Origin of the sequence: Mycobacterium sp. 141, from assembly GCF_000382405.1 — a bacterium.
Taxonomy (GTDB): domain Bacteria; phylum Actinomycetota; class Actinomycetes; order Mycobacteriales; family Mycobacteriaceae; genus Mycobacterium.
In genome coordinates this window covers 430,266-450,886 of the sequence record NZ_KB908256.1, presented here as the reverse complement: position 1 = coordinate 450,886, position 20,621 = coordinate 430,266, and the positions used below count along the sequence as shown (strand labels likewise).

17 protein-coding genes are annotated in these 20,621 nt (G+C 68.5%); 6 read left to right on the top strand and 11 right to left on the bottom strand.

Annotation, left to right across the window (positions count from 1 at the left end; all coding sequences use genetic code 11):
- Window positions 1-45: 45 nt before the first annotated feature.
- Genes lnt through cobN form a run of 5 tightly spaced genes read right to left on the bottom strand, consistent with a single transcriptional unit; the run spans window position 46 to window position 8,054 of the window.
- Window positions 46-1,869, bottom strand: a complete 1,824-nt coding sequence (gene lnt / locus H276_RS0104870) for an apolipoprotein N-acyltransferase (protein ID WP_019970186.1) — start codon at window positions 1,867-1,869, stop codon at window positions 46-48.
- Window positions 1,862-3,469, bottom strand: a complete 1,608-nt coding sequence (locus tag H276_RS0104865) for an amidohydrolase (protein ID WP_019970185.1) — start codon at window positions 3,467-3,469, stop codon at window positions 1,862-1,864. The genes lnt and H276_RS0104865 overlap by 8 nt, the downstream gene beginning before the upstream one ends.
- 6 nt (window positions 3,470-3,475) lie before the next feature.
- Window positions 3,476-4,003, bottom strand: a complete 528-nt coding sequence (locus H276_RS0104860; protein WP_019970184.1) for an FxsA family protein — start codon at window positions 4,001-4,003, stop codon at window positions 3,476-3,478.
- A gap of 40 nt (window positions 4,004-4,043) precedes the next feature.
- A complete protein-coding gene (locus tag H276_RS0104855; RefSeq protein ID WP_019970183.1) occupies window positions 4,044-4,427 on the bottom strand; it encodes a PPOX class F420-dependent oxidoreductase in 384 nt (127 codons plus the stop codon).
- Between the two features lie 12 nt (window positions 4,428-4,439).
- Window positions 4,440-8,054 (bottom strand): cobaltochelatase subunit CobN, encoded by a 3,615-nt coding sequence (gene cobN, locus H276_RS0104850; protein ID WP_196807840.1) that lies wholly within the window; start codon window positions 8,052-8,054, stop codon window positions 4,440-4,442.
- 407 nt (window positions 8,055-8,461) lie between these two features.
- On the opposite strand from cobN, the gene cobG reads away from it, so the two are divergent.
- From cobG to H276_RS0104830, 4 genes are read left to right on the top strand one after another with little or no spacing between them, the layout of a single operon-like run.
- The gene (cobG, locus tag H276_RS0104845) at window positions 8,462-9,634 is read left to right on the top strand and encodes a precorrin-3B synthase (RefSeq protein ID WP_051111386.1); all 1,173 of its coding nucleotides are present in this window, start codon (window positions 8,462-8,464) and stop codon (window positions 9,632-9,634) included.
- 9 nt (window positions 9,635-9,643) lie between these two features.
- Window positions 9,644-10,270, top strand: coding sequence for a precorrin-8X methylmutase (locus tag H276_RS0104840; RefSeq protein WP_019970180.1), 627 nt, complete (start codon window positions 9,644-9,646; stop codon window positions 10,268-10,270).
- Window positions 10,267-11,754, top strand: coding sequence for a precorrin-2 C(20)-methyltransferase (locus tag H276_RS0104835; protein ID WP_019970179.1), 1,488 nt, complete (start codon window positions 10,267-10,269; stop codon window positions 11,752-11,754). The genes H276_RS0104840 and H276_RS0104835 overlap by 4 nt, the downstream gene beginning before the upstream one ends.
- A 39-nt stretch (window positions 11,755-11,793) precedes the next feature.
- A complete protein-coding gene (locus H276_RS0104830; protein WP_019970178.1) occupies window positions 11,794-13,668 on the top strand; it encodes a hypothetical protein in 1,875 nt (624 codons plus the stop codon).
- Between the two features lie 6 nt (window positions 13,669-13,674).
- Here the strand turns inward: H276_RS0104830 and H276_RS0104825 are convergent, their stop codons facing one another.
- Genes H276_RS0104825 through H276_RS0104810 form a run of 4 tightly spaced genes read right to left on the bottom strand, consistent with a single transcriptional unit; the run spans window position 13,675 to window position 17,167 of the window.
- The gene (locus H276_RS0104825; protein ID WP_019970177.1) at window positions 13,675-14,409 is read right to left on the bottom strand and encodes a cobalt-precorrin-6A reductase; all 735 of its coding nucleotides are present in this window, start codon (window positions 14,407-14,409) and stop codon (window positions 13,675-13,677) included.
- Window positions 14,409-15,164 (bottom strand): precorrin-4 C(11)-methyltransferase, encoded by a 756-nt coding sequence (gene cobM, locus H276_RS0104820; RefSeq protein ID WP_019970176.1) that lies wholly within the window; start codon window positions 15,162-15,164, stop codon window positions 14,409-14,411. Before cobM ends, H276_RS0104825 begins: the two co-directional genes overlap by 1 nt.
- Complete coding sequence (locus H276_RS0104815; protein ID WP_019970175.1) at window positions 15,161-16,348, bottom strand: bifunctional cobalt-precorrin-7 (C(5))-methyltransferase/cobalt-precorrin-6B (C(15))-methyltransferase; 1,188 nt, start codon at window positions 16,346-16,348, stop codon at window positions 15,161-15,163. The genes cobM and H276_RS0104815 overlap by 4 nt, the downstream gene beginning before the upstream one ends.
- A 60-nt stretch (window positions 16,349-16,408) precedes the next feature.
- The gene (locus H276_RS0104810; RefSeq protein ID WP_019970174.1) at window positions 16,409-17,167 is read right to left on the bottom strand and encodes an SDR family NAD(P)-dependent oxidoreductase; all 759 of its coding nucleotides are present in this window, start codon (window positions 17,165-17,167) and stop codon (window positions 16,409-16,411) included.
- Between the two features lie 35 nt (window positions 17,168-17,202).
- On the opposite strand from H276_RS0104810, the gene H276_RS0104805 reads away from it, so the two are divergent.
- Window positions 17,203-17,628 (top strand): F420-dependent biliverdin reductase, encoded by a 426-nt coding sequence (locus H276_RS0104805; RefSeq protein WP_018599625.1) that lies wholly within the window; start codon window positions 17,203-17,205, stop codon window positions 17,626-17,628.
- A gap of 14 nt (window positions 17,629-17,642) precedes the next feature.
- Here H276_RS0104805 and H276_RS0104800 read toward each other — a convergent pair whose 3' ends face one another.
- Complete coding sequence (locus H276_RS0104800) at window positions 17,643-18,764, bottom strand: Xaa-Pro peptidase family protein (protein WP_019970173.1); 1,122 nt, start codon at window positions 18,762-18,764, stop codon at window positions 17,643-17,645.
- A gap of 86 nt (window positions 18,765-18,850) precedes the next feature.
- Here H276_RS0104800 and H276_RS0104795 point away from each other — a divergent pair, with 86 nt between their 5' ends.
- Entirely contained in the window at window positions 18,851-19,810 is a 960-nt protein-coding gene (locus H276_RS0104795; protein WP_019970172.1) for a 5'-3' exonuclease, read from the top strand.
- 12 nt (window positions 19,811-19,822) lie between these two features.
- On the opposite strand, the gene H276_RS0104790 is transcribed toward H276_RS0104795, so the two are convergent.
- The gene (locus tag H276_RS0104790) at window positions 19,823-20,605 is read right to left on the bottom strand and encodes a DUF4333 domain-containing protein (RefSeq protein WP_019970171.1); all 783 of its coding nucleotides are present in this window, start codon (window positions 20,603-20,605) and stop codon (window positions 19,823-19,825) included.
- Window positions 20,606-20,621 lie beyond the last annotated feature (16 nt).

Here is a 20,621-nt window from a genome sequence, read left to right as displayed (position 1 = left end):
CCTGGCGAGGGGTCTCCCCCGGGCTCGCTCCGTCACCGGGGACTGTCATGTGACTCCTTCATCGTCGCCGGCGTTCGCCTTCCGGCGCCGGAAAACTCTTGGCACGAACCCTCCATTTTGCCGTATCGCAACGGCCAACGCCGCAAGAGCGGCCCCGAAGCCGATGACCACCAGCACCGCTTGTACCAGCGGACCCCACTCGGTGGCCGGTGTCAGATCGGACTTGAGCCGGATCTGACTGTCCAGGTAGGCCGGCTGAAACCACTCGGTGCGCGCCAGCTCACGGCCATCCGGAGCGATCACGGCGCTGATGCCGGTGGTCCCCGCGACCACCACGTACCGGTCGTGTTCGACGGCCCGCAGCTGGGCGAATGCCAGCTGCTGGGAGCTCATCGTCGCGTCGAACGTCGCGTTGTTGGTGGGCACTGCCAGCAGCTGGGCCCCGTTGAGCACAGATTCACGGGCAGCCCGGTCGAAGATCACTTCCCAGCACGTGGTGACCCCGATGGGTACGCCCGCAGCATGTACGACGCCGTCGCCGGTACCGGGGACGAAGTAGCCCGCACGATCGGCATAGGACGACAGGTGACGGAAGAAACCGCGCCACGGCAGGTATTCGCCGAACGGTTGGATGATCTGCTTGTCGTGCCGTTCGCCGGGGCCCGTGACCGGATCCCACACGATCACCGTGTTGTTGGCGACGGGATCGTCGGGCGTGTAGCCATCGGCTTTGACCACGCCACCGACGAGGATCGGCGCCTTGATCGCGGCGGCTGCGGCATTGATCTGCGCGGCGGCGTCGGCGTTTGCCAGTGGGTCGATGTCGGAGGAGTTCTCGGGCCAGATGACGAACATCGGCTGCGGGGCGCGGCCCGCTCGCACGTCGTCGGCCAGCAGCCCGGTCTCGCGGACGTGATTGTCGAGCACTGCGCGTCGTTGCGCATTGAACTCCAAGCCGAGCCGGGGGACGTTGCCCTGCACCGCGGCGACGGTCACCGATGGTTCGTCGGCGACGCCGACGGCGGAGTGCCGCACCTGCGGCCACAGCAACGCGGTGCCCAACAGCACCACCGAGACACAAACGCCGGGTAGCACGACCGCCGGGGGCGGCACGCCGGGCTTGTGGCCGTGGTGCCACCACTGGACGATCTCCAAGGCCACCAAGGTCAGGCTGAACGCGACCAGCGCGACGGCGAACGACACCAGCGGCGCCCCGCCCACCCGCGCAATCGACAGTAGCGGGCCGTCCGACTGACCGAACCCGACCACACCCCATGGGAATCCACCGAACGGCACGGTCGACTTGAGCCATTCCGCAGCGACCCACAACCCGGCGAACCACAGAGGCCAGCCCGGTAACTGCCGGACCAGGACAGCCAACAGCCCGAACACCCCGCAGAACACCGCCTGCAGCGCCGCCAGCGCCAGCCACGGCACCGGACCGACCAAACCGCTGATCCACGGCAACAGCGGGAGGTAAAACGCCAACCCGAACAAGAATCCGTAGCCGAAACCGCCGGCCCGGGTGGTGGATGGCAGCGTCAGCACCCAGCCCAGCAGCGCCAGCGCCGCGAACGCCGTGGCCCACCAGCCCACGGGCGGGAAACTCGCCCACAGCAACAGTCCGCCTCCGACTGCGGCACCGAGCTGGGCCCAACGGTCGAGGGTCGCGCGGCCGAACCGGCGCCCCCATGAGGTCAGCGCGGCGAGGCGGTCCGGCGGTGGTTTGGTCGAGTCGGTGCTCGCCTCGGAATCGTCGATCTCGACGTCTTCCTCGAACCCGGCATCGTCCCCGTTGTCGACCGCCGACAGCACCTCGGTGGCGTCATGCGGGTGAGCACGCAGGCGTTCGAGATCGTCACTAGCCATGGATGACAACGCCCCGGTGAACGGTCTGCCGGCACTGCGGCAGCTCGGACCCCGCCGCCAGCCGCGGCAATGCGGGCACCCGCGACCGTGGATCGGTCGACCAGCGCTGCACGGCGTTCGCCGGCGTGCTGACCTCCAGCTGATCGGTCTCCCAGATCGCGTAGCTGGCCGCAGCACCCGGCACCAGCGTGCCGGTGACACCGTCGCGCACGCCGCCCGCGCGCCAGCCACCACGGGTGGCCGCGGCGAACGCGGCACGGGCGGACAGGGCACTGCGGGGGGTGTGGTGCTCGATCGCCGCGCGCACGGTCTGCCACGGGTTCATGCTGGTGACTGGGGTGTCGGAGCCGAACGCGAGGGGCACGCCTTCGGATGCTAACAGCGCAAGCTGGTTGAGCCGATGGACTCGGTCAGGCCCGAGGCGCTGGGCGTACATGCCGTGGTCGCCGCCCCACAGCGCGTCGAAGTTCGGTTGCATGCTGGCGATCACGCCCCACGAGCCGAGCTGGGCGGCTTGGGCGGGGCTGACCATCTCCAGATGCTCGAGCCGGTGCCCGCAGCGCGCCACCGCGGGTGCGCCCAACGCCTCGACGACGGTCGCCAGCGCGGCGACGACAGCGGTGACCGCGGCATCACCGATGACGTGGAACCCGGCGGCGATTCCCGCCTCGGTGCACGACCGCAGGTGTGCGGTGATGGTGTCGGGGTCGAGGTAGGAGTTGCCGCAGGTGTCGGGTGCGTCGGTGTAGGGCTCGTGCAGGTGTGCGGTGCGCGAACCGAGTGCCCCGTCGACGAACAGGTCACCGGCCAGCCCGCGGGCGCCGGTCTCGGCGATCAGTGTCCTGGCTTGGTCGGGGTCGGCGACGGCTTCACCCCAGTAGCCGATGATCTCGACGCCGTGGTGGAGCCCGCGCAGCTCGCGCCAATCGTCAAGGCCGCCGATGTCCGGGCCCGCGCACTCGTGGACCGCGACGATGCCGTGGCCGGCCGCATGGTCGAGTGCCGCGATCTGTGCGGCATGCCGCTGATCCGGCGTGAGGCGGTCTCGTGCCGCGGCACGGACCAGATGGTGGGCCTCGGCGCTGAGCGGCTGTTGCGGTGCGTACCCCGCAGTGTTGCTCAGCCCAGGCACCGAAGTGCGCAACGCGCTGCTGGCCGCCGCCGAATGCACGTCGACCCGGGCCAGGTAGGCAGGCCGGTTCCCCACCACGGCGTCGAGGTCCGCGGTGCTCGGCGGGGTGCGCTCGGGCCAGCCGGACTCGTCCCAACCGTGACCCCACACCGGACCCGCGGGGTGGCGGCGCGCGTACTCGGTGATCAGCCGCAGGCAGTCCGCTCGGGAGGTCGCCGCATGCAGATCCAGACCGCCCAGATTGAGCCCGGTCGCGGTGAGATGGACATGGCTGTCGACGAACGCCGGGGCGACGAAGCCGCCGTCGAGATCGACGATGCGAGCCTCGGGGAACTCCGAACGGCCGACGGCATCGCTGCCCAACCAGGCGATGATGCCGTCGCGCACGGCGAACGCCGTGGCGTCGGGGTTGGCGGGACTGTGGATCCGCCCGTTGATCAAGAGCTCGGTCAAAGGTTGGTCAGCCATATGTGGCTAGGCCGTCGGTGGCAGGCGATGCAGTTCGGGTTCGGTGCCCTGATGGTCCTCGCGTGCGGGCACGTCGATGATTTCTCCCTCGATGATTTCCCCGTCGATGTAGTCGCCACGTCTGCCGCGAGGTGTGCCGGCCTCTGCGGCCCAGACAAAACCGGGTGCGCTCGCCGTGATGATCGGTATCCGCTTGGCCGCCATCGCCGTCAGCACCGGGCGTGCCGCGGCCCGCGTCGGCGGCAACAGCAACAGCACCCCGAGTACCGAGCTGGCCAGACCGGGGATCACCACCAGCACGGTGCCCAGCGCCACCAGCAGACTGTCGGTGACGGCACCCTGCGCGCTGGTGGCCGAGAGCCCCGAGCGCAGCCGGCGAAGGTGCCGGTTCAGCTGCGAACCCGCCAGCACCAGCCCAACGACGAACGAGGCCAGCAGCAACAGCACGGTCCAGCCGAAGCCGATGGTTGCAACCAGGGCGATGATCACCGCCATCTCGACCAATGCGTAGATGCCGAACAGCCGCTTTGCCATACCTGTTCAACGGTTCGGCACGCCGCAGGGTTCCGCGCGGTCAGTCGGCCGCGCGCAACTCCAGTCCGACGTTGCGCTGCATACCGCCACGCAGTTTGCTGAACAGGTTGAAGGCCTTGCCGATCAGGCCGTAGCGCTTGCCGATGGCGTCGTACACCTCGCCGTTGCGGGCCTGGTCGAGGATGACGGCCTGCGCCTCGACCGGCTCACTCTCGGGGTTGCCCCGCATGTCGCAGGCCGCAAGGGTGACGCGCGGCGTGTTGCGGATGCGTTTGACTTTCCAGGAATCCGCTTGGGTGATGACCAACAGCCGGTCTCCGCTGGGGGCGGCCCAGATGGGTGTCGGCTTGGGCCGGCCGTCCTTGGTGAACGTGGTCAGCAGCACGTACTTGGCCTTGGCGACGTCGGCGAAGGTGACAGGCATGGCATCAAACTACTAGCCCTCGAGCTCGCCCTCAGTCTCCAGAAGCACTTGACGCAGCCCGTCGAGCGTGGCCGGTTCGGGACTTTCCCACATGCCACGGCCCGCCGCCTCCAGCAGTCGCTCGGCGATGCCGTGCAGCGCCCACGGGTTAGATTCGGCCATGAATTTGCGGTTCTCGTCATCGAGCACGTACTCGGCGGAGAGCCGCTCGTACATCCAGTCGGCCATGACGTGCGCGGTGGCGTCGTAGCCGAACAGGTAGTCGACCGTGGCGGCCATCTCGAACGCACCCTTGTAGCCGTGCCGCCGCATCGCGGTGATCCAGCGCGGATTGACCACCCGGGCCCGGAACACCCTGGTGGTCTCCTCGTTGAGGGTGCGAGTACGGACTGCGTCGGGTCGGGTGTTGTCACCGATGTAGGCGGCCGGAGCCTTGCCCGTCAGCGCGCGAACGGTCGCCACCATGCCGCCGTGGTACTGGAAATAGTCGTCGGAGTCAGCGATGTCGTGTTCGCGGGTGTCGGTGTTCTTGGCCGCCACGGCGATACGACGGTAGGCGCGGTTCATGTCGTCCGCGGCGGGCGCGCCGTCGAGCCCACGTCCGTAGGCGAATCCGCCCCACGCCGTGTACACCTCGGCCAGATCGGCGTCGTCACGCCAGTTGCGGCTGTCGATCAACTGCAGCAGGCCGGCGCCGTAGGTACCGGGCTTGGAGCCGAAAATCCGTGTGGTGGCCCGTCGTCGGTCACCGTGCTGAGCGAAGTCGGCCTGAGTGTGGGCGCGGACGTAGTTGTCCTGCGCCGGTTCATCGAGGCCGGCCACCAGTGCGACCGCGTCGTCGAGCATGGTGACCACGTGCGGGAACGCGTCGCGGAAGAACCCCGAGATGCGGACCGTGACGTCGATGCGGGGCCGGCCCAATTCGGTCAACTCGATCGGTTCCAAGCTGACCACGCGGCGCGACGCGTCGTCCCACACCGGCCGAACACCCAGCAGGGCAAGGACTTCGGCGATGTCGTCACCTGCGGTGCGCATCGCCGAGGTGCCCCACACCGACAGACCCACCGACACCGGCCAGCGACCGTGGTCTTCGTGATACCGGGCCAGCAACGAATCTGCCATCGCCACACCGGTTTCCCAGGCCAGCCGCGACGGCACCGCCTTGGGGTCCACCGAGTAGAAGTTACGCCCGGTGGGCAGCACGTTGACCAGACCACGCAGCGGCGAGCCGGATGGCCCGGATTCGATGAAACCGCCGGCCAGTGCCCGCAGCACCTGGTCGACCTCACCGGCCGTGGCCGCCAGTCGCGGCACCACTTCGGTTGCGGCGAACCGCAGGATGGCCGCAACCTCGGCGTTGTCGGTGAAGGTGTCGACTGCTTCGGCGCATATGCGGTCCACCGCAGAAGCGTCCCAACCGCTTCCCTGCAGGGCCGCGACCAGTTCCCGCGCCTTGGCCTCGGCGGTGTCGACGGCGGCACGCTCGTCATTGCCGTCTTCGGCCAGACCGAGGGCCTGTCGCAGCCCGGGCACCGTCTGCTCACCGCCGAACAGTTGCCTGGCCCGCAGGATAGCCAATACCAGATCGAGTTCGCTTTGCCCTGTGGGCTTTTCACCGAGGATGTGCAGGCCGTCGCGGATCTGCACATCCTTGATCTCACACAGCCAGCCGTCGACGTGCAGCAACATGTCGTCGAAGCTGTCCTCGTCAGGACGGTCCGCGAGGCCCAGATCGTGGTCCATCTTGGCCGCCCGCATCAGCGTCCAGATCTGCTGACGGATCGCCGGGAGCTTGCCCGGGTCGAGCGCGGAGATGGTCGCGTGCTCGTCGAGGAGCTGTTCGAGCCGGGCGATGTCGCCATAGCTTTCGGCCCGGGCCATCGGCGGGATCAGATGATCGACGAGCGTGGCGTGGGCCCGGCGTTTGGCCTGGGTCCCCTCCCCCGGGTCGTTGACCAGGAACGGGTAGACCAGCGGCAGATCGCCCAGTGCCGCGTCGGTGCCACACGCCGCGCTCATGCCCAGGGTCTTGCCGGGCAGCCATTCCAGGTTGCCGTGCTTGCCCAGGTGCACCACGACATCGGCACCGAAGGAACCCGGGAACGCCGAGTCGAGCCATCGGTACGCAGCCAGGTAGTGGTGACTCGGCGGCAGGTCGGGGTCGTGGTAGATCGCCACCGGGTTCTCGCCGAACCCGCGCGGCGGCTGCACCATCAGCACAACGTTGCCGGATTGCATTGCGGCGATGACGATCTCACCGTCCGGATCGCGACTGCGGTCGACGAACAATTCTCCGGGCGGCGGGCCCCAGTGCTCGACCACCGCATCGGCCAGCTCCGGGGGCAAGGTGGCGAACCAGTCGCGGTAGTCCTTGGCCGGCACGCGGATCGGGTTGCCGGCCAACTGCCCGTCGGTGAGCCAGTCGGGGTCCTGCCCGCCGCGTTCGATCAGGGCGTGGATCAGCGCGTCCCCATCGCCGGAATCCACACCGGGGATCCCATCGACGTCGCCGAGGTCGTAGCCGGCCGCGCGCATGGCCCGCAGCAGCGCCACCGCGCTGGCCGGCGTGTCCAGACCAACGGCATTGCCGATACGGGCGTGTTTGGTCGGGTAGGCCGAGAACACCAGGGCCACGCGCTTTTCCGCGGCGGGAATAGAATGCAGCCGGGCGTGCCGCACGGCCAGACCAGCCACCCGAGCGCAGCGTTCCGGGTCGGCGACATAGGAGATCAGCCCCTCCTTGTCGATCTCTTTGAACGAGAACGGCACCGTGATGATGCGACCGTCGAACTCGGGCACCGCGACCTGGCTGGCCACATCCAACGGGGTCAACCCGTCGTCACTGACGGCCCACTGTTCGCGCGAGCTGGTCAGGCACAGCCCTTGCAGAATCGGAATATCCAGCGCGGCAAGGTGTGCCACGTTCCAGGAGTCGTCGCTGCCGCCGGCCCCCACCGCAGCGGGCAATGCACCACCGGCGGCCAGCACCGTGGTGATCAGGGCGTTGGCGGTGCCCAGCAGCTCAAGCAGTTCGGGTTCGGCGGTGCGCAACGAGGCGCAGAACACAGGCAGTGGCCGGCCACCGGCGTTCTCGATGGCCGCACACAGCGCCTCGACGTAGCCGGTGTTGCCGGCCAGTTGTTGGGCGCGGTAGTAGAGCACCGCGATGGTCGGCCCGTCGACGGCAGACGTTTCCCGGTCCAGCCGGCCCCAAGTCGGCGTGGTGACCGGCGGTGCGAACCCGAACCCGGTCATCAGCAGCGTGTCGCACAGGAACGAATGCAAGTTCGCCAGGTTGGCCAGACCACCTTGGGCCAGGTAGACGTGGGTCTGCAGAGCGGCGCCCTGTGGCACAGACGAATGCCCCATCAGCTCGGCATCCGGGGATTGTTCGCCACTGACCACGACGGTCGGCACCCCACTGGCGACAACCGCGTCGATGCCGTCCTGCCAGGCCCGGTAACCGCCGAGGATGCGCACCACAGCCACGTCGGCCCCGGCGAGCAACTCGTCGAGCTCACCGGGAACCAGCCGTGACGGGTTGGCCCACCGATATCTCGCGCCGCTGGCGCGCGCTGCAATCAGGTCGGTGTCCGACGTCGACAGCAGTAGGACGATGGGATTCAGGGTGGAGTCAGAGGCGGACGACACCCGTCATTCGTACCGCACACGGCGGCCCGGGTCAGGGGCGGGTTTCGCCGAAGCGAGCGTGCCAGGACTGCCTGTACGGCCGGCCGGCCGCGGCGACGAGCACCAGGACGAACACTGCGAATGCGCCAAAAGCAAACATGGTCGTTCCTCTCGTAGTTCCGGCATGAACCCGATACCGACGGTCTCGGGTACTGGTTTCGACGGTACGTCCGATTACCGCAAAAATCGTCAACATGTAAGGGACAGAACTGCTTTACCAGGTGGTGACCCAGGTCACATCCGGCGTCGTGCATTCCATGCGGATCGGGTCGATACCGAGCATCGCCCGCACAATCGTCGCGAATTCGGGTTGCGACCGGGGAGTTCTTAGAATGGAGCCGGAGATGGCCCGAACCCGCGACAACGACGCCTGCCCCGGCGCACTGACGGTGCACCGGGCCGCTGACGGCGCCTTGGTGCGGATCCGGCTGGCCGGCGGCATGATCACCGCAGCCCAGCTCACCACCCTGGCCGAGGTGGCCCAGCAGTTCGGCTCCCCCGCAATGGAACTCACCTCGCGCGGCAATATTCAGCTGCGCGCCCTCACCGACACCGGCGCGGTGGCGGCCGCGCTGACTGACGCCGGCCTGCTGCCCTCGCCGACCCACGAGCGCGTGCGCAACATCGTTGCCTCCCCGTTGTCCGGACGGTCCGGCGGCGTGGCCGATATCCGCGACCTCGTCGGAGAGTTGGACCTCGCGATCCAGGCCGATCCGGTGCTGGCCGAGCTCCCGGGCCGGTTCTGGTTCAGCCTCGACGACGGCCGCGGCGACGTGTCCGGACTGGCCGCTGACGTGGGAGCGCACGTGCTCGACCCCGAGGTCGCAGCCCTGCTGTTGGCGGGCATCGACACCGGCGTCCGAATGGCGATCACCGACGTGGTGCCCACCCTGGTCGACGTGGCGACCCGATTCGCCGAGATCCGCGGAACATCCTGGCGGATAACCGAACTGGATGACACCGCGGCGCTGCTGGCCGGTCTCGAGATCAGCGCACCGGCAGGAATGCGGTGGTCACCGACGGTTCGGCCGCCGGTCGGTTGGATCGATCAGCGTGACGGCCGCATCGCTCTCGGCGCGGGCGTGCCGCTCGGGGTGTTGCAGGCGCGCACTGCGCAGTTCCTGGCCGCCATCGAGGCGCCGCTGGTGATCACCCCGTGGCGCTCGGTACTCGTGGGTGACCTCGACGAAGGCACGGCGGATGTATCGCTGCGCGTGCTGGCGCCGATGGGGTTGATCTTCGACGAGAATTCCCCGTGGCTGGACGTCAGCGCCTGCACCGGAAGCCCGGGGTGCGCCAAATCCCGTGCCGATGTGCGGGCCGACGCCGCCGAGGCCGCCAACACCCCCGGCACCACCCACCGGCATTTCGTGGGATGTGAGCGCGCGTGCGGCAGCCCGCCCGTCGGTGAAGTGCTGGTGGCGGGCGAGGACGGGTACCACCCGCGTTCCCGCGCACGCGAGGAGCAGATAGATTCCCGCGCACGCGAGGAGCACACAGATTCCGGCCCCCCGTAGGGTATTCGGGTGCTCGACTACATCCGCGATGCCGCCGAGATCTATCGGCAGTCGTTCGCGACAATCCGGGATGAGGCCGATCTGGCTCGTTTTCCCGCCGATGTCTCGCGTGTCGTGGTCCGGCTGATCCACACCTGTGGCCAGGTCGACGTCGCCGAGCATGTCGCGTTCACCGCAGATGTGGTCACCCGTACCCATGCCGCGTTGGCTGCGGGCGCGCCTGTGCTCTGCGATTCGTCGATGGTGGCAGCGGGCATCACCCGGTCGCGACTGCCTGCCGACAACGAGGTGGTGTCGCTGGTGGCGGACCCACGTGCGCCCGAACTGGCGATCCGGCTGGGCAGTACCCGCTCCGCGGCCGCCGTCGACCTGTGGGCCGACCGCCTGGGTGGCGCGGTGGTGGCGATCGGCAATGCGCCGACTGCGCTGTTCCGGCTGCTCGAACTGCTCGACGAGGGGGCGCCGACACCCGCCGCGGTGCTCGGTGGTCCGGTCGGCTTCGTCGGATCCGCCCAGTCCAAGCAGGAACTGATCGACCGTCCACGGGGGATGTCCTACCTCGTGGTGACCGGTCGGCGCGGTGGCAGTGCGATGGCCGCCGCCGCCGTCAATGCGATTGCGAGCGAACGCGAATGACAACGAGGGGAACCCTCTACGGCGTCGGGTTGGGCCCCGGCGACCCGGAACTGGTGACGGTCAAGGCCGCACGATTGATCGGCGAGGCCGACGTCGTCGCGTATCACAGCGCCCGCCACGGTCACAGCATCGCCAGGGGAATCGCCGCACGTTATCTGCGTCCGGGCCAGGTCGAAGAGCACCTCGTGTACCCGGTGACCACCGAGACCACCGACCATCCCGGCGGATACGCGGGTGCGATGGAGGACTTCTACGCCGAGTCCGCCGAGCTCATCGCGACGCACCTGGACGCCGGTCGCAACGTTGCGCTGCTGGCCGAGGGCGATCCGCTCTTCTACAGCTCGTACATGCACCTGCACACCCGGCTCACCGAGCGGTTCGACGCCGTCATCGTGCCGGGCGTGACGTCAGTCAGCGCAGCGTCGGCCGCCACCGGAACCCCCCTGGTGCAGGGCGACGAGGTGCTGACCATCCTGCCCGGCACCATGCCCGCCGAGGAGCTCAAACGCCGACTGTCCGACACCGACGCCGCCGTGGTCCTCAAACTCGGACGTTCGTATACCGTTGTGCGCGAGGCACTTTCGTCGACCGGCCGACTGGATGAGGCGTACTACGTGGAGCGGGCCAGCACCGACCGGCAGCGGGTGGCACCGGCCGGCGACATCGACCCCGGCAAGGTGCCGTACTTCTCGCTGGCCATGATCCCCGGCGGAGGCCGCGTGGCGCCCCCGGCTGCGGGCAGCGTCGTGGTGGTCGGCCTCGGGCCGGGCGACTCGGACTGGATGACGCCACAAAGCCGACGCGAGCTCGCCGCGGCCACCGACCTCATCGGGTACTTCCCGTATTTAGAACGGGTCGGCCTTCGGGCCGGGCAGCGCCACCACCCGAGCGACAACACCGACGAACCCGCCCGTGCTCAGCTGGCATGCAACCTGGCTCAGCAGGGCCGCACCGTGGCGGTGGTCTCGTCCGGGGATCCCGGGGTGTTCGCGATGGCCACCGCGGTGCTCGAAGAGGCCAAGCAGTGGCCGGGTGTCGAGGTTCGGGTCATCCCCGCGATGACCGCAGCCCAGGCTGTCGCCAGCCGGGCCGGCGCACCGCTCGGCCACGACTATGCGGTGATCTCGCTGTCCGACCGACTCAAGCCGTGGGACGTCATCGCGCAGCGGTTGACCGCGGCGGCCGAAGCCGATCTGGTGCTGGCGATCTACAACCCCGCATCCAAGACGCGGACGTGGCAGGTCGGCGCGATGCGCGAGCTGTTGCTGCAGCACCGCGACCCGAGCACACCGGTGATCATCGGCCGGGCGGTATCCGGTGCACAGCCGGGTGCAGACGAGAGTGTGCAGGTGGTGCGGTTGGTCGACCTCGACCCCGCCGAGGTCGACATGCGGTGCCTGCTGATCATCGGCTCGTCTCAGACGCAGTGGTACAGCGACCAGAACCGGGACCGTGTCTTCACCCCGCGGCGCTACCCGAGCTGACAGCATCCACCGGTCGTGGGCTGGCGTTAGGGTCGCCCTATGAGCACACGTCCGGCGGTGGACCGACTCGTCATCTACAAGCACGGCGTGGCTTATGTCAGCCGCACCGGGCCGGTCGACGGCGATTTCGAGCTGACGTTTCGCCGCGACGACATGAAAGACGTGTTGAAATCTCTGACGGTCGACGTCACCGGCGGCCAGGCGTCGGTGGGCACGGTCGCGTTCGACAGCCCGTCGGATCCCCGTACCGAACTGGCAAGCCGTAACTTACTGTTGGAGCCGGGCGGTGCACTGCTCGGGCTCATCGAGGCGCTGCGCGGCCGCGTTATCGAGGTCCGCTGCGGGGACCGACGTCACCGCGGCGAGGTCATCGGTGTCGACGAGTCCGGCGAGAACCGCCGACTGTTGGTGCTGCGTACCGAATCCGGCGCGGTGGGCCTGCTCGACCTTGCCGAGGCCGACCGGATCGATCTGATCGAGGATCCATCCCGCACCGACCTGGCGTATCTGATCGATCGTTCGCGCGCCGCGACCGCGGGCCAGGACTGCCGGGTTGCCGTGCAGATCCGGGGCAGCGCCGAGCAGACGCGGGTGTCCTACATCGTTCCGGCGCCCATGTGGCGGGTGTCGTATCGATTGGTTCGTGACGGTGACGCGTTGGTGCTTGCCGCCATGGGAATCGTGCACAATCCGATCGACGAGGACCTCACTGACGTATCACTGACTTTGACCACCGGACAACCGATTTCGTTCGATATCGACCTGTACCACGGCAGGACGGTGCGGCGGGCAATCGTTGAGGAAGCCGAACGCGTGGCGCTGGCCAAGACCACACGAGCCGCGAGCGATATGCCGGTGCTCGCCGCGATGCCGATGGCCGCGCCGTTCGACGCCTATACGGATGCCGCCGCCGAGGTCGAAACATCCGACAGCGGTGAATATTTCGAATACCGGTTGACCACACCGGTGTCGCTGAAGCGCGGCGGGGCGGCCATGGTCCCGTTGGCGGTGACGCCCGTCGACGGGGTCCGCCGCGAACTGGTGTGGCGAGACGGCGCACCTGCGCCCGACGTCGTGTTGGCCTTCACCAACAGCACCGGCGTGGTGTTGGAAGAGGGGCCCGCCGTCATCTACGAGCAGGACAGTTACGCCGGAGAGGCCATGGTGCCGTTCACCGCTCGCGACGCGAAGGTGCGGCTGGCGTTCGCCAAGGATCTGGCCGTGCGTTGCCGTAGCACCAGCAGCACCGACACCGTGACGGCCCGGGTGCAGCTGGCCGCCGACGCCGTGGTCGAGGAGCAGCGCGTCGAGAAAAGCTACACGCTGCGCGCCGAGAACGACCACGACGATGCCGTCGATGTCACATTCGAGCTGCCCCGGATCCGCGGGCACCGTATCGAGGCGCTGGACGGTGTCACCGATATCGACGACGATGGACGATTTCACCGGGTCCGGGTTGTGGTGCCCGGGCATCAGAGCGTCGAAGCCACAGTCCTCGAGACATGGCCGATCTTCACCGAGATCGACTACCGGGAACTTTCACCGCGCCAATTGGAGCAATGGCTGGCCGGACGGTCGCTGGACGCCTCGACCATCGATGAACTGTCCGGTGTGCTGGGACGCTGGGAACACGCCGACCGGCTCGACGCCGAGCGCCAACGCCTCGAAACCGGCCGTACGGAGGACTATGCCGCGCAGAGCCGGATTGCCGAACAGCTCAAAGTGCTCGGGTCCGAGGGTCCGGAAGGGGACCTGCGGCGTCGCCAGGTCGACCAACTCGAACAACTGCAGGATCGACTCAACGCGCTCGACACGCAGATCCGCGGACTGCGCGAGGACGCCGACGCCGCGCGCAAGGCTGCCTCCGCCGAATTGCGGCGGTTGATCGGCCAGAATGCGGCGTCTGTCGATTGACGGCGTTCAGCGCGCCCCGACCCAGGCTCTGACCCAGCTCGAGGCCTCCTCCACGGTCGCCACGGCGTGGACCCCGGCCGGCAAGGGCGGTCGGTCCACCATGATCACCGCCACCCCGGCATCGGCTGCGGCGCGCAGCTTCGGCTCGGTCATGGCACCGCCACTGTTCTTTGTGACCAGCGCATCGATGCGGTATTCGGTAAGGAGTGCCAGCTCCCCCTCATAGTGATACGGGCCGCGTGACAACAACAACTGACGATGTTCCGGCAGGCTCGCAGGCTTCGGTTCGGTGACGGCCCGGATCAGGAACCAGGCGTTTACCCCACGGAAGGCCGCGGTTCCCGACCGGCCGGTGGTCAGAAAGACGCGTGAATAGCCGTTGTCCGCAACGGTTTTCGCAGCTTCGGCGTCAGAGGCCACCACGATTGCATCACCGGCTTTCCAGGCGGGACGTGCCAGCACCAGATGCGGCAACCCGAGTTCGGCGCAGACCTTCGCGGCGTGCGCAGTGATGGTGGCGGCGAACGGATGTGTCGCGTCGACGACGGCGTCGATCCGCTCGTCGCGCAGCCAGTTCCGCAGCCCGTCGATGCCACCGAAGCCGCCGATCCTGACCGGGCCCACCGGTAGCGCGGGGTCGGGCACTCGCCCGGCCAGTGAACTGATCAGCTCGACATCAGGGTGCAGGGCCGCGGCCAGCGCACGGGCCTCACCGGTGCCGCCAAGGAGCAGAAGCCTCACTAGTGCCTGCTCCCCCGGCGACGGTCCGACGAGTAGAGGTAACTGTCGGAGAACCCTTCGGCGGCAAGGACATCGCCGACCACGATCACCGCGGTGCGGGTGACCTCTGCGACATGCATCTTCTCGGCGATGTCGGCCAGCGTGCCGCGCAACACGATCTCCTCCGGCCAGCTGGCGAATGCCACTACAGCGCAAGGGGTTTGCGGACCATACCCACCGTCGAGGAGTTGCGGAACCATGTGGTCGATCTGCGCGGCAGCCAGGTGCAGCACCAGCGTCGCGCCCGGCGCGGACAGGGTACGCAAATCCTCGCCGGCGGGCATCGCCGTCGACAGCGTCGCCACCCGGCTCAGCGTGACCGTCTGCGCCACCCCGGGGACCGTGAGCTCGCGGCCCAACGCCGCGGCGGCAGCGGCGAATGCCGGTACCCCAGGCACGATTTCATAGCTCACGCCGAGCGTGTCGAGCCTGCGACACTGCTCGGCCAGCGCGCTGTAGAGCGACGGGTCGCCGGAGTGCAGCCGAGCCACATCCAGGCCGGCACGGTCGGCGGCCACCAACTCGTCGACGATCTGGTCCAGGTTCAGCGGACCGGTGTCGACGACACGGGCGTCCGGTGGACACAGCGCGAGCAGGTCGTCGGGCATGATCGACCCGGCGTACAGGCATACCGGACAATTGCTCAACAATCGCTGGCCGCGCACCGTGATTAGGTCGGCCGCACCGGGACCGGCTCCGATAAAATAGACCGTCATGATTTGACCACCGACCACTGCGTGACCGGCAGCGCAGGGCGCCAGCCGGTGAACCCGCCGACCGCGCCGCCCTGATAGTGCTGATAGCGCCGCAGCTCGCCGCCTTCTTTCGAATACCACTGCGCCACAACCGCTTCTGATTCCACTGTGACGGCGTTGACCACCAGCCGCCCGCCGGCCGGCAACCGGTCGAGGCAGGCCTTCAGCACGCCCGGCTGGGTGACGCCACCGCCGATGAACACCGCGGACGGCTCGGGCGCGCCGTCGAACGCCTCCGGTGCGGCCCCACGCACCTCGACCCGCGCGCCATAGGCGATGACATTGCCACCAATACGGTTGCGGCGCTGGGGATCACGTTCGAACGCCACTGCCGTGCAGCCGGGCCCGCTGCGGCACCATTCGATCGCGATACTGCCCGATCCCGAACCGACATCCCACAACAGCTCCCCCGGCCGCGGTCCGAGCGCGGCGAGCGTGACGGCCCGGATGGACTGCTTGGTCAACTGCCCGTCGTGGTCGAAATCGTCGTCGGGCAGCGCGTGCTCACGCCGCTCGTCGGGCAGGTACCGCACGGCCATGACGTTGAGCGCATCGACATCGGCCGGCGGGCGCGACGCCCATTCTCGCGCCGTCGCCGAGCGACGCAGTTCCCTCGGGCCGCCGAGTTGCTCCAGCACCGTCAGCTCCGAATCCCCACGGCCGGTGTCGGTCAGCAGTTTCGCCAACGCGGCCGGGCTCGAGCTGTCGCGAGACAACACCACGGCCTGGCCACCGCGGCGCACGGCCGTATGCGGCTCGGCGGTGACCAGGCTGATGATCTCGGTGTCCTGCACCGACCAGCCGACCCGCGAGCACGCCAGCGTCACTGACGACACATGCGGTAACACGGTGACCGTATCGGCGCCGTACATCCGGATCAACACACTGCCCACCCCGTGCAGCAGCGGGTCCCCGCTGGCGACCACGTGCACGTCGCCGTCCGCACCGTCGAGCAGGGTGCGCAACGCGGGCAGCATCGGCGACGGCCACCCGCGCCGGGCCGCGCAGACGGTGTCATCGAGCAGGTCGAGTTGACGCTTCGATCCGTGGATGACTGTGGCCCTGGCCAATTCGGCGCGGGCCGTGGGCGCCAGTCCGGCCATGCCGTCGGCCCCGATGCCCACCACGATGATCCTCGATGTCATCTGTGTCCTCTGCTCTTCGCGCAAGCGCTCATCTGTGTCCTCTGCTCTTCGCGCAAGCGCTCATCGCGGCATCCTGCGCCAGATCGGGCCAGGCACGAACCGCGTCACGAAGATCATGGGCCGGATCACCCAGGGCACCCACACCGCTCGCTTGCCGTCGGCCAGCGCCGCCGCGGTTGCCTCGGCCACCTGTGCCGGGGTGCTGGAGAACGGTGCCGGGTCCATGCCCTCGGTCATCCGCCCGATCACGAAGCCGGGTCGCACGATGAGCAGCTGCACCCCGGTGCCGTGTAGAGCATCGCTGAGGCCGCAGGCAAAACCGTCCAGGCCGGCCTTGGCCGATCCGTAGACGTAGTTGGCTCGGCGCACCCGCGCCCCGGCGATCGAGGAGAACACCACCAACCGGCCCCTACCTGCGGCTCGCATGCGCCGCGCGAGCTCGGTCAGCAGGCTCACCTGGGCGACGTAGTCGGTGTGCACGACGGCCACCGCGTGTGCGGTATCGGCCTCTGCGCGGGCCTGGTCACCCAGCACGCCGAAGGCCAGTACCGCGGTGTCGATCAACCCGTGCCGGGCTTCGATGGCATCGATCAGCCCTGCGTGTCCGGCCACGTCGTCGGCGTCGAACTCGCACGTGTGCACCGCCGCGGCGCCGGCGGCCCGCACTGCCGCGACCTGGTCGCCGAGCCGGTCGGCGCCGCGGGCCGCGAGCACCACCGTTGCGGCCGGAGCGAGCCGAGCGGCCAGTTCCACACCGATCTCGCTACGGCCTCCGAAGATGACCACAACGCGCGGGCCGGGATCTGCCGTGTCGTTCACGGCAGCGATTATCTCCTGCGCTAGCGTGGACGCCGATGGCTACATCACGTGGCAAGGCAACCACCAAGCTCACCGACGACGCGCTGGCGTTTCTCACCGAGCGTCATCTGGCCATGCTGACCACGCTGCGGTCGGACAATTCACCCCACGTGGTGGCCGTCGGTTTCACCTTCGATCCCAAGACGCACATCGCGCGCGTCATCACCACTGGTGGTTCGCAGAAGGCGATCAACGCCCACGAGCGCGGCGTCGCAGTGCTCAGCCAGGTCGACGGGGCCCGCTGGCTGTCCTTGGAGGGCAAGTCCACCGTCAGCACCGAGACCGACGCCGTACGTGACGCCGAGCTGCGGTACGCGCAGCGTTACCGGACCCCACGGGTCAACCCCCGCCGTGTTGTGATCGAGGTCCGCGTCGAGCGCGTGCTCGGCTCCTCGGATCTGCTGGACCGTAGCGGCGAGTAAAACCCCACCGGAGCTCAGCCGGCCGGCACCACGATCAACTCGTGCGGTCGGTTGTTGACCGATTCCACCCCGTCGGCCGTGACGACCACGATGTCCTCGATCCGAGCGCCCCACTGTCCCGGGAAGTACACGCCCGGTTCGACGCTGAACGCCATGCCGGGCTCGAGCGGGAGGTCGTTGCCGGCCACGATGTAAGGCTCTTCGTGCACCGACAACCCGATGCCGTGCCCGGTGCGGTGCACGAAGGCCTCGGCCAGGCCCTCGGCGGCGAGCACGCCGCGTGCGGCCGCGTCGACCTGCTCGGCGGTGACGCCGGGCCGCGCCGCGTCGACGGCGGCCTGCTGCGCGCGCTGCAACACTCCGTAGCGGCGCGCCACCTCCGGATCCGGTTCGCCGATGCTGTAGGTGCGGGTGGAGTCGGAGTTGTAGCCCGGCTGGTACGGGCCGCCGATGTCGACGACGACGATGTCACCGGCCCGCAGTTCGCGGTCCGAGCATTCGTGATGCGGATCGGCGCCATTGGGCCCGGAGCCGACGATGATGAAGGCCACCTCCGAATGTCCCTCGGCAACAATGGCTTCGGCGATGTCAGCGGCGACGTCAGCCTCGGTGCGGCCGGGCACCAGGAATTCCGGCACCCGCGCGTGCACCCGGTCGATGGCCGCGCCGGCCTTGCGCAGCGCGTCGATCTCGGCGGCGTCCTTGATCATTCGCAACCGACGCAGCACGTCGGTGGCCAGCACCGGCACCACGCCGAGCAATTCGGTCAGCGGTAGCAGGTGCAGCGCCGGCATGGCATCGGTGACCGCGGCGGCCGGACCGCCGAGCGCATCGACGACCATCCGGTAAGGATTCTCGCCGTCGACCCAATCCCGTACCGCCACAGCCAGTTCGGGAATGGCCGACTCCTTGAGCGAGGCCAGCTCCATGCGCGGCACCACGATGGTCGGTTCCCCTGCGGCCGGCAGCACCAGCGCGGTCAACCGTTCGAAGGTCTGTGCCCGCGAGCCGACCAGGTAACGCAGATCGTAACCAGGTGTGATGACCAGCCCGGCCAAACCCGCCTCCGCCGCAGCGGCGGCCGCAGCGGAAAGCCGGTGGGCGTAGACGTCGGTGCTGAATCGGCTCAGGGTCATGGTGCTCGAGGCTAGTGGGACGCTTGATGACTGGCGACGGCAGTACCTCAGGCTAGTGTCGCTGGAATGTTGCTCCGGAGGATGTCATGACCGCACCTGTCCTGCTGCTCGATGGCGCCAGCATGTGGTTCCGCTCGTTCTTCGGTGTCCCGTCGTCGATCACAGCACCCGACGGTCGACCGGTGAACGCGGTACGCGGCTTTTTGGACTCCATCGCCACGCTGGTGACAAACGAGCGACCGTCACGCCTGGTGGTGTGCCGTGACGACGACTGGCGGCCGCAGTGGCGCGTCGACCTGGTGCCCTCGTACAAGGCCCACCGGGTGGCCGAAGCCGAGCCGGACGGGATACCGGACATCGAGGAAGTGCCCGATGAGCTGACCCCGCAGGTCGCCATGATCATGGAGTTGCTGGACGCGTTCGGGATCGCCACCGCCGGAGCGGCGGGCTACGAGGCCGACGATGTGCTGGGCACGCTGGCCACCCGCGAGCAGCGTGATCCGGTGGTCGTGGTCAGTGGGGATCGCGATCTGCTGCAGTTGGTGCGCGACGAACCGACTCCGCCGGTGCGGGTGCTCTACATCGGGCGCGGGCTCGCCAAGGCCACGAAGTTCGGGCCCGTCGAGGTTGCCGAGCAGTACGGGGTGCCGGCCGACCGCGCCGGCGCGGCGTATGCCGAGCTGGCGTTGCTGCGTGGCGATCCGTCCGACGGTCTGCCCGGTGTGGCCGGGATCGGTGAGAAGACCGCCGCGACCCTGCTGGCTCGGCACGGCTCGCTGGCAGCGATCCAGACAGCCGCACACGACAGCGCGGTGCCGATGTCCAAGTCGCACCGCGCCAAACTGCTGGCCGCCGCCGACTACATCGCCGCAGCCGAGCCCGTGGTGCGCGTTGCGACCGATGCCCCTGTCACGATGTCCACCCCGACGGATGCGCTGCCACTGGCCGCCAAGGAGCCGGCCAAAGTTGCCGATCTGGCGGCCGCGTACGGGGTGACCTCGTCGATCAGCCGGTTGCAGACGGCACTGGACCGTCTGCCCGGCTGAGCTGCGGACGAACTACTTGGGCCGGCCGACCTCGTAGGTGCCGTCGTTGTTCTGGAAGGTCACCGTGACCTTGCGCTTGGTGCCGTCGACACTGACCTCGCAGGTGAAGGTGTCACCCTTCTTGACCTTGGGGTTCTTGCCGTCGTTGCAGTTGACGTCGGAAACGCTCTTGTTGCCGTAACCGTTCTCCTCGTCGGTGAGGATCTTGGTCACGCCCTGCTGGGCCTTGTTGACGTCGAGTTCGGTGGTGACGAACCATCCCGGCTTCCAGAAGCCCAGCACGCCGACAACAACGAGCACGAGCACGACAAGGGCGCCGACGACACCGAGGACCACACCGAGCGAGCGCTTGGACCCTTCTTCCGCACCGGGCGGGGTGTACTGGCCGAACTGACCCGGTTGCCCGAACTGCGGCTGACCGTATTGGCCGGGTTGCCCGTACTGGCCGTACTGACCGGGTTGGCCGAACTGACCCGGCTGACCAGGCTGGCCCGGCTGACCAAATTGGCCCGGCATGGCGTAGGGCTGCTGGCCATACTGGTTGGTTGACGGGTACTGCGGCTGCGCGTATGCCGACTGGGACTGCTGATAGGCCGAGTAGTCCGGCTGCTGTTGCTGCGGCTGCTCGGGCTGTTGCGGATAGGCGGGCGGCTGCCAGGTCTGAGCGTGCGTGGTCGATTCGTCGGAGCTGGCCGGCGGCTGCCACGCGTCCGAGCCTGACGGCTGATCATTACCGGGCTCGGGCTGCTGACCGGGCCACTGCTGCGCCGGGTCAGATCCCTGCGGTCCGCTCATGACTCTCCTTGATCCC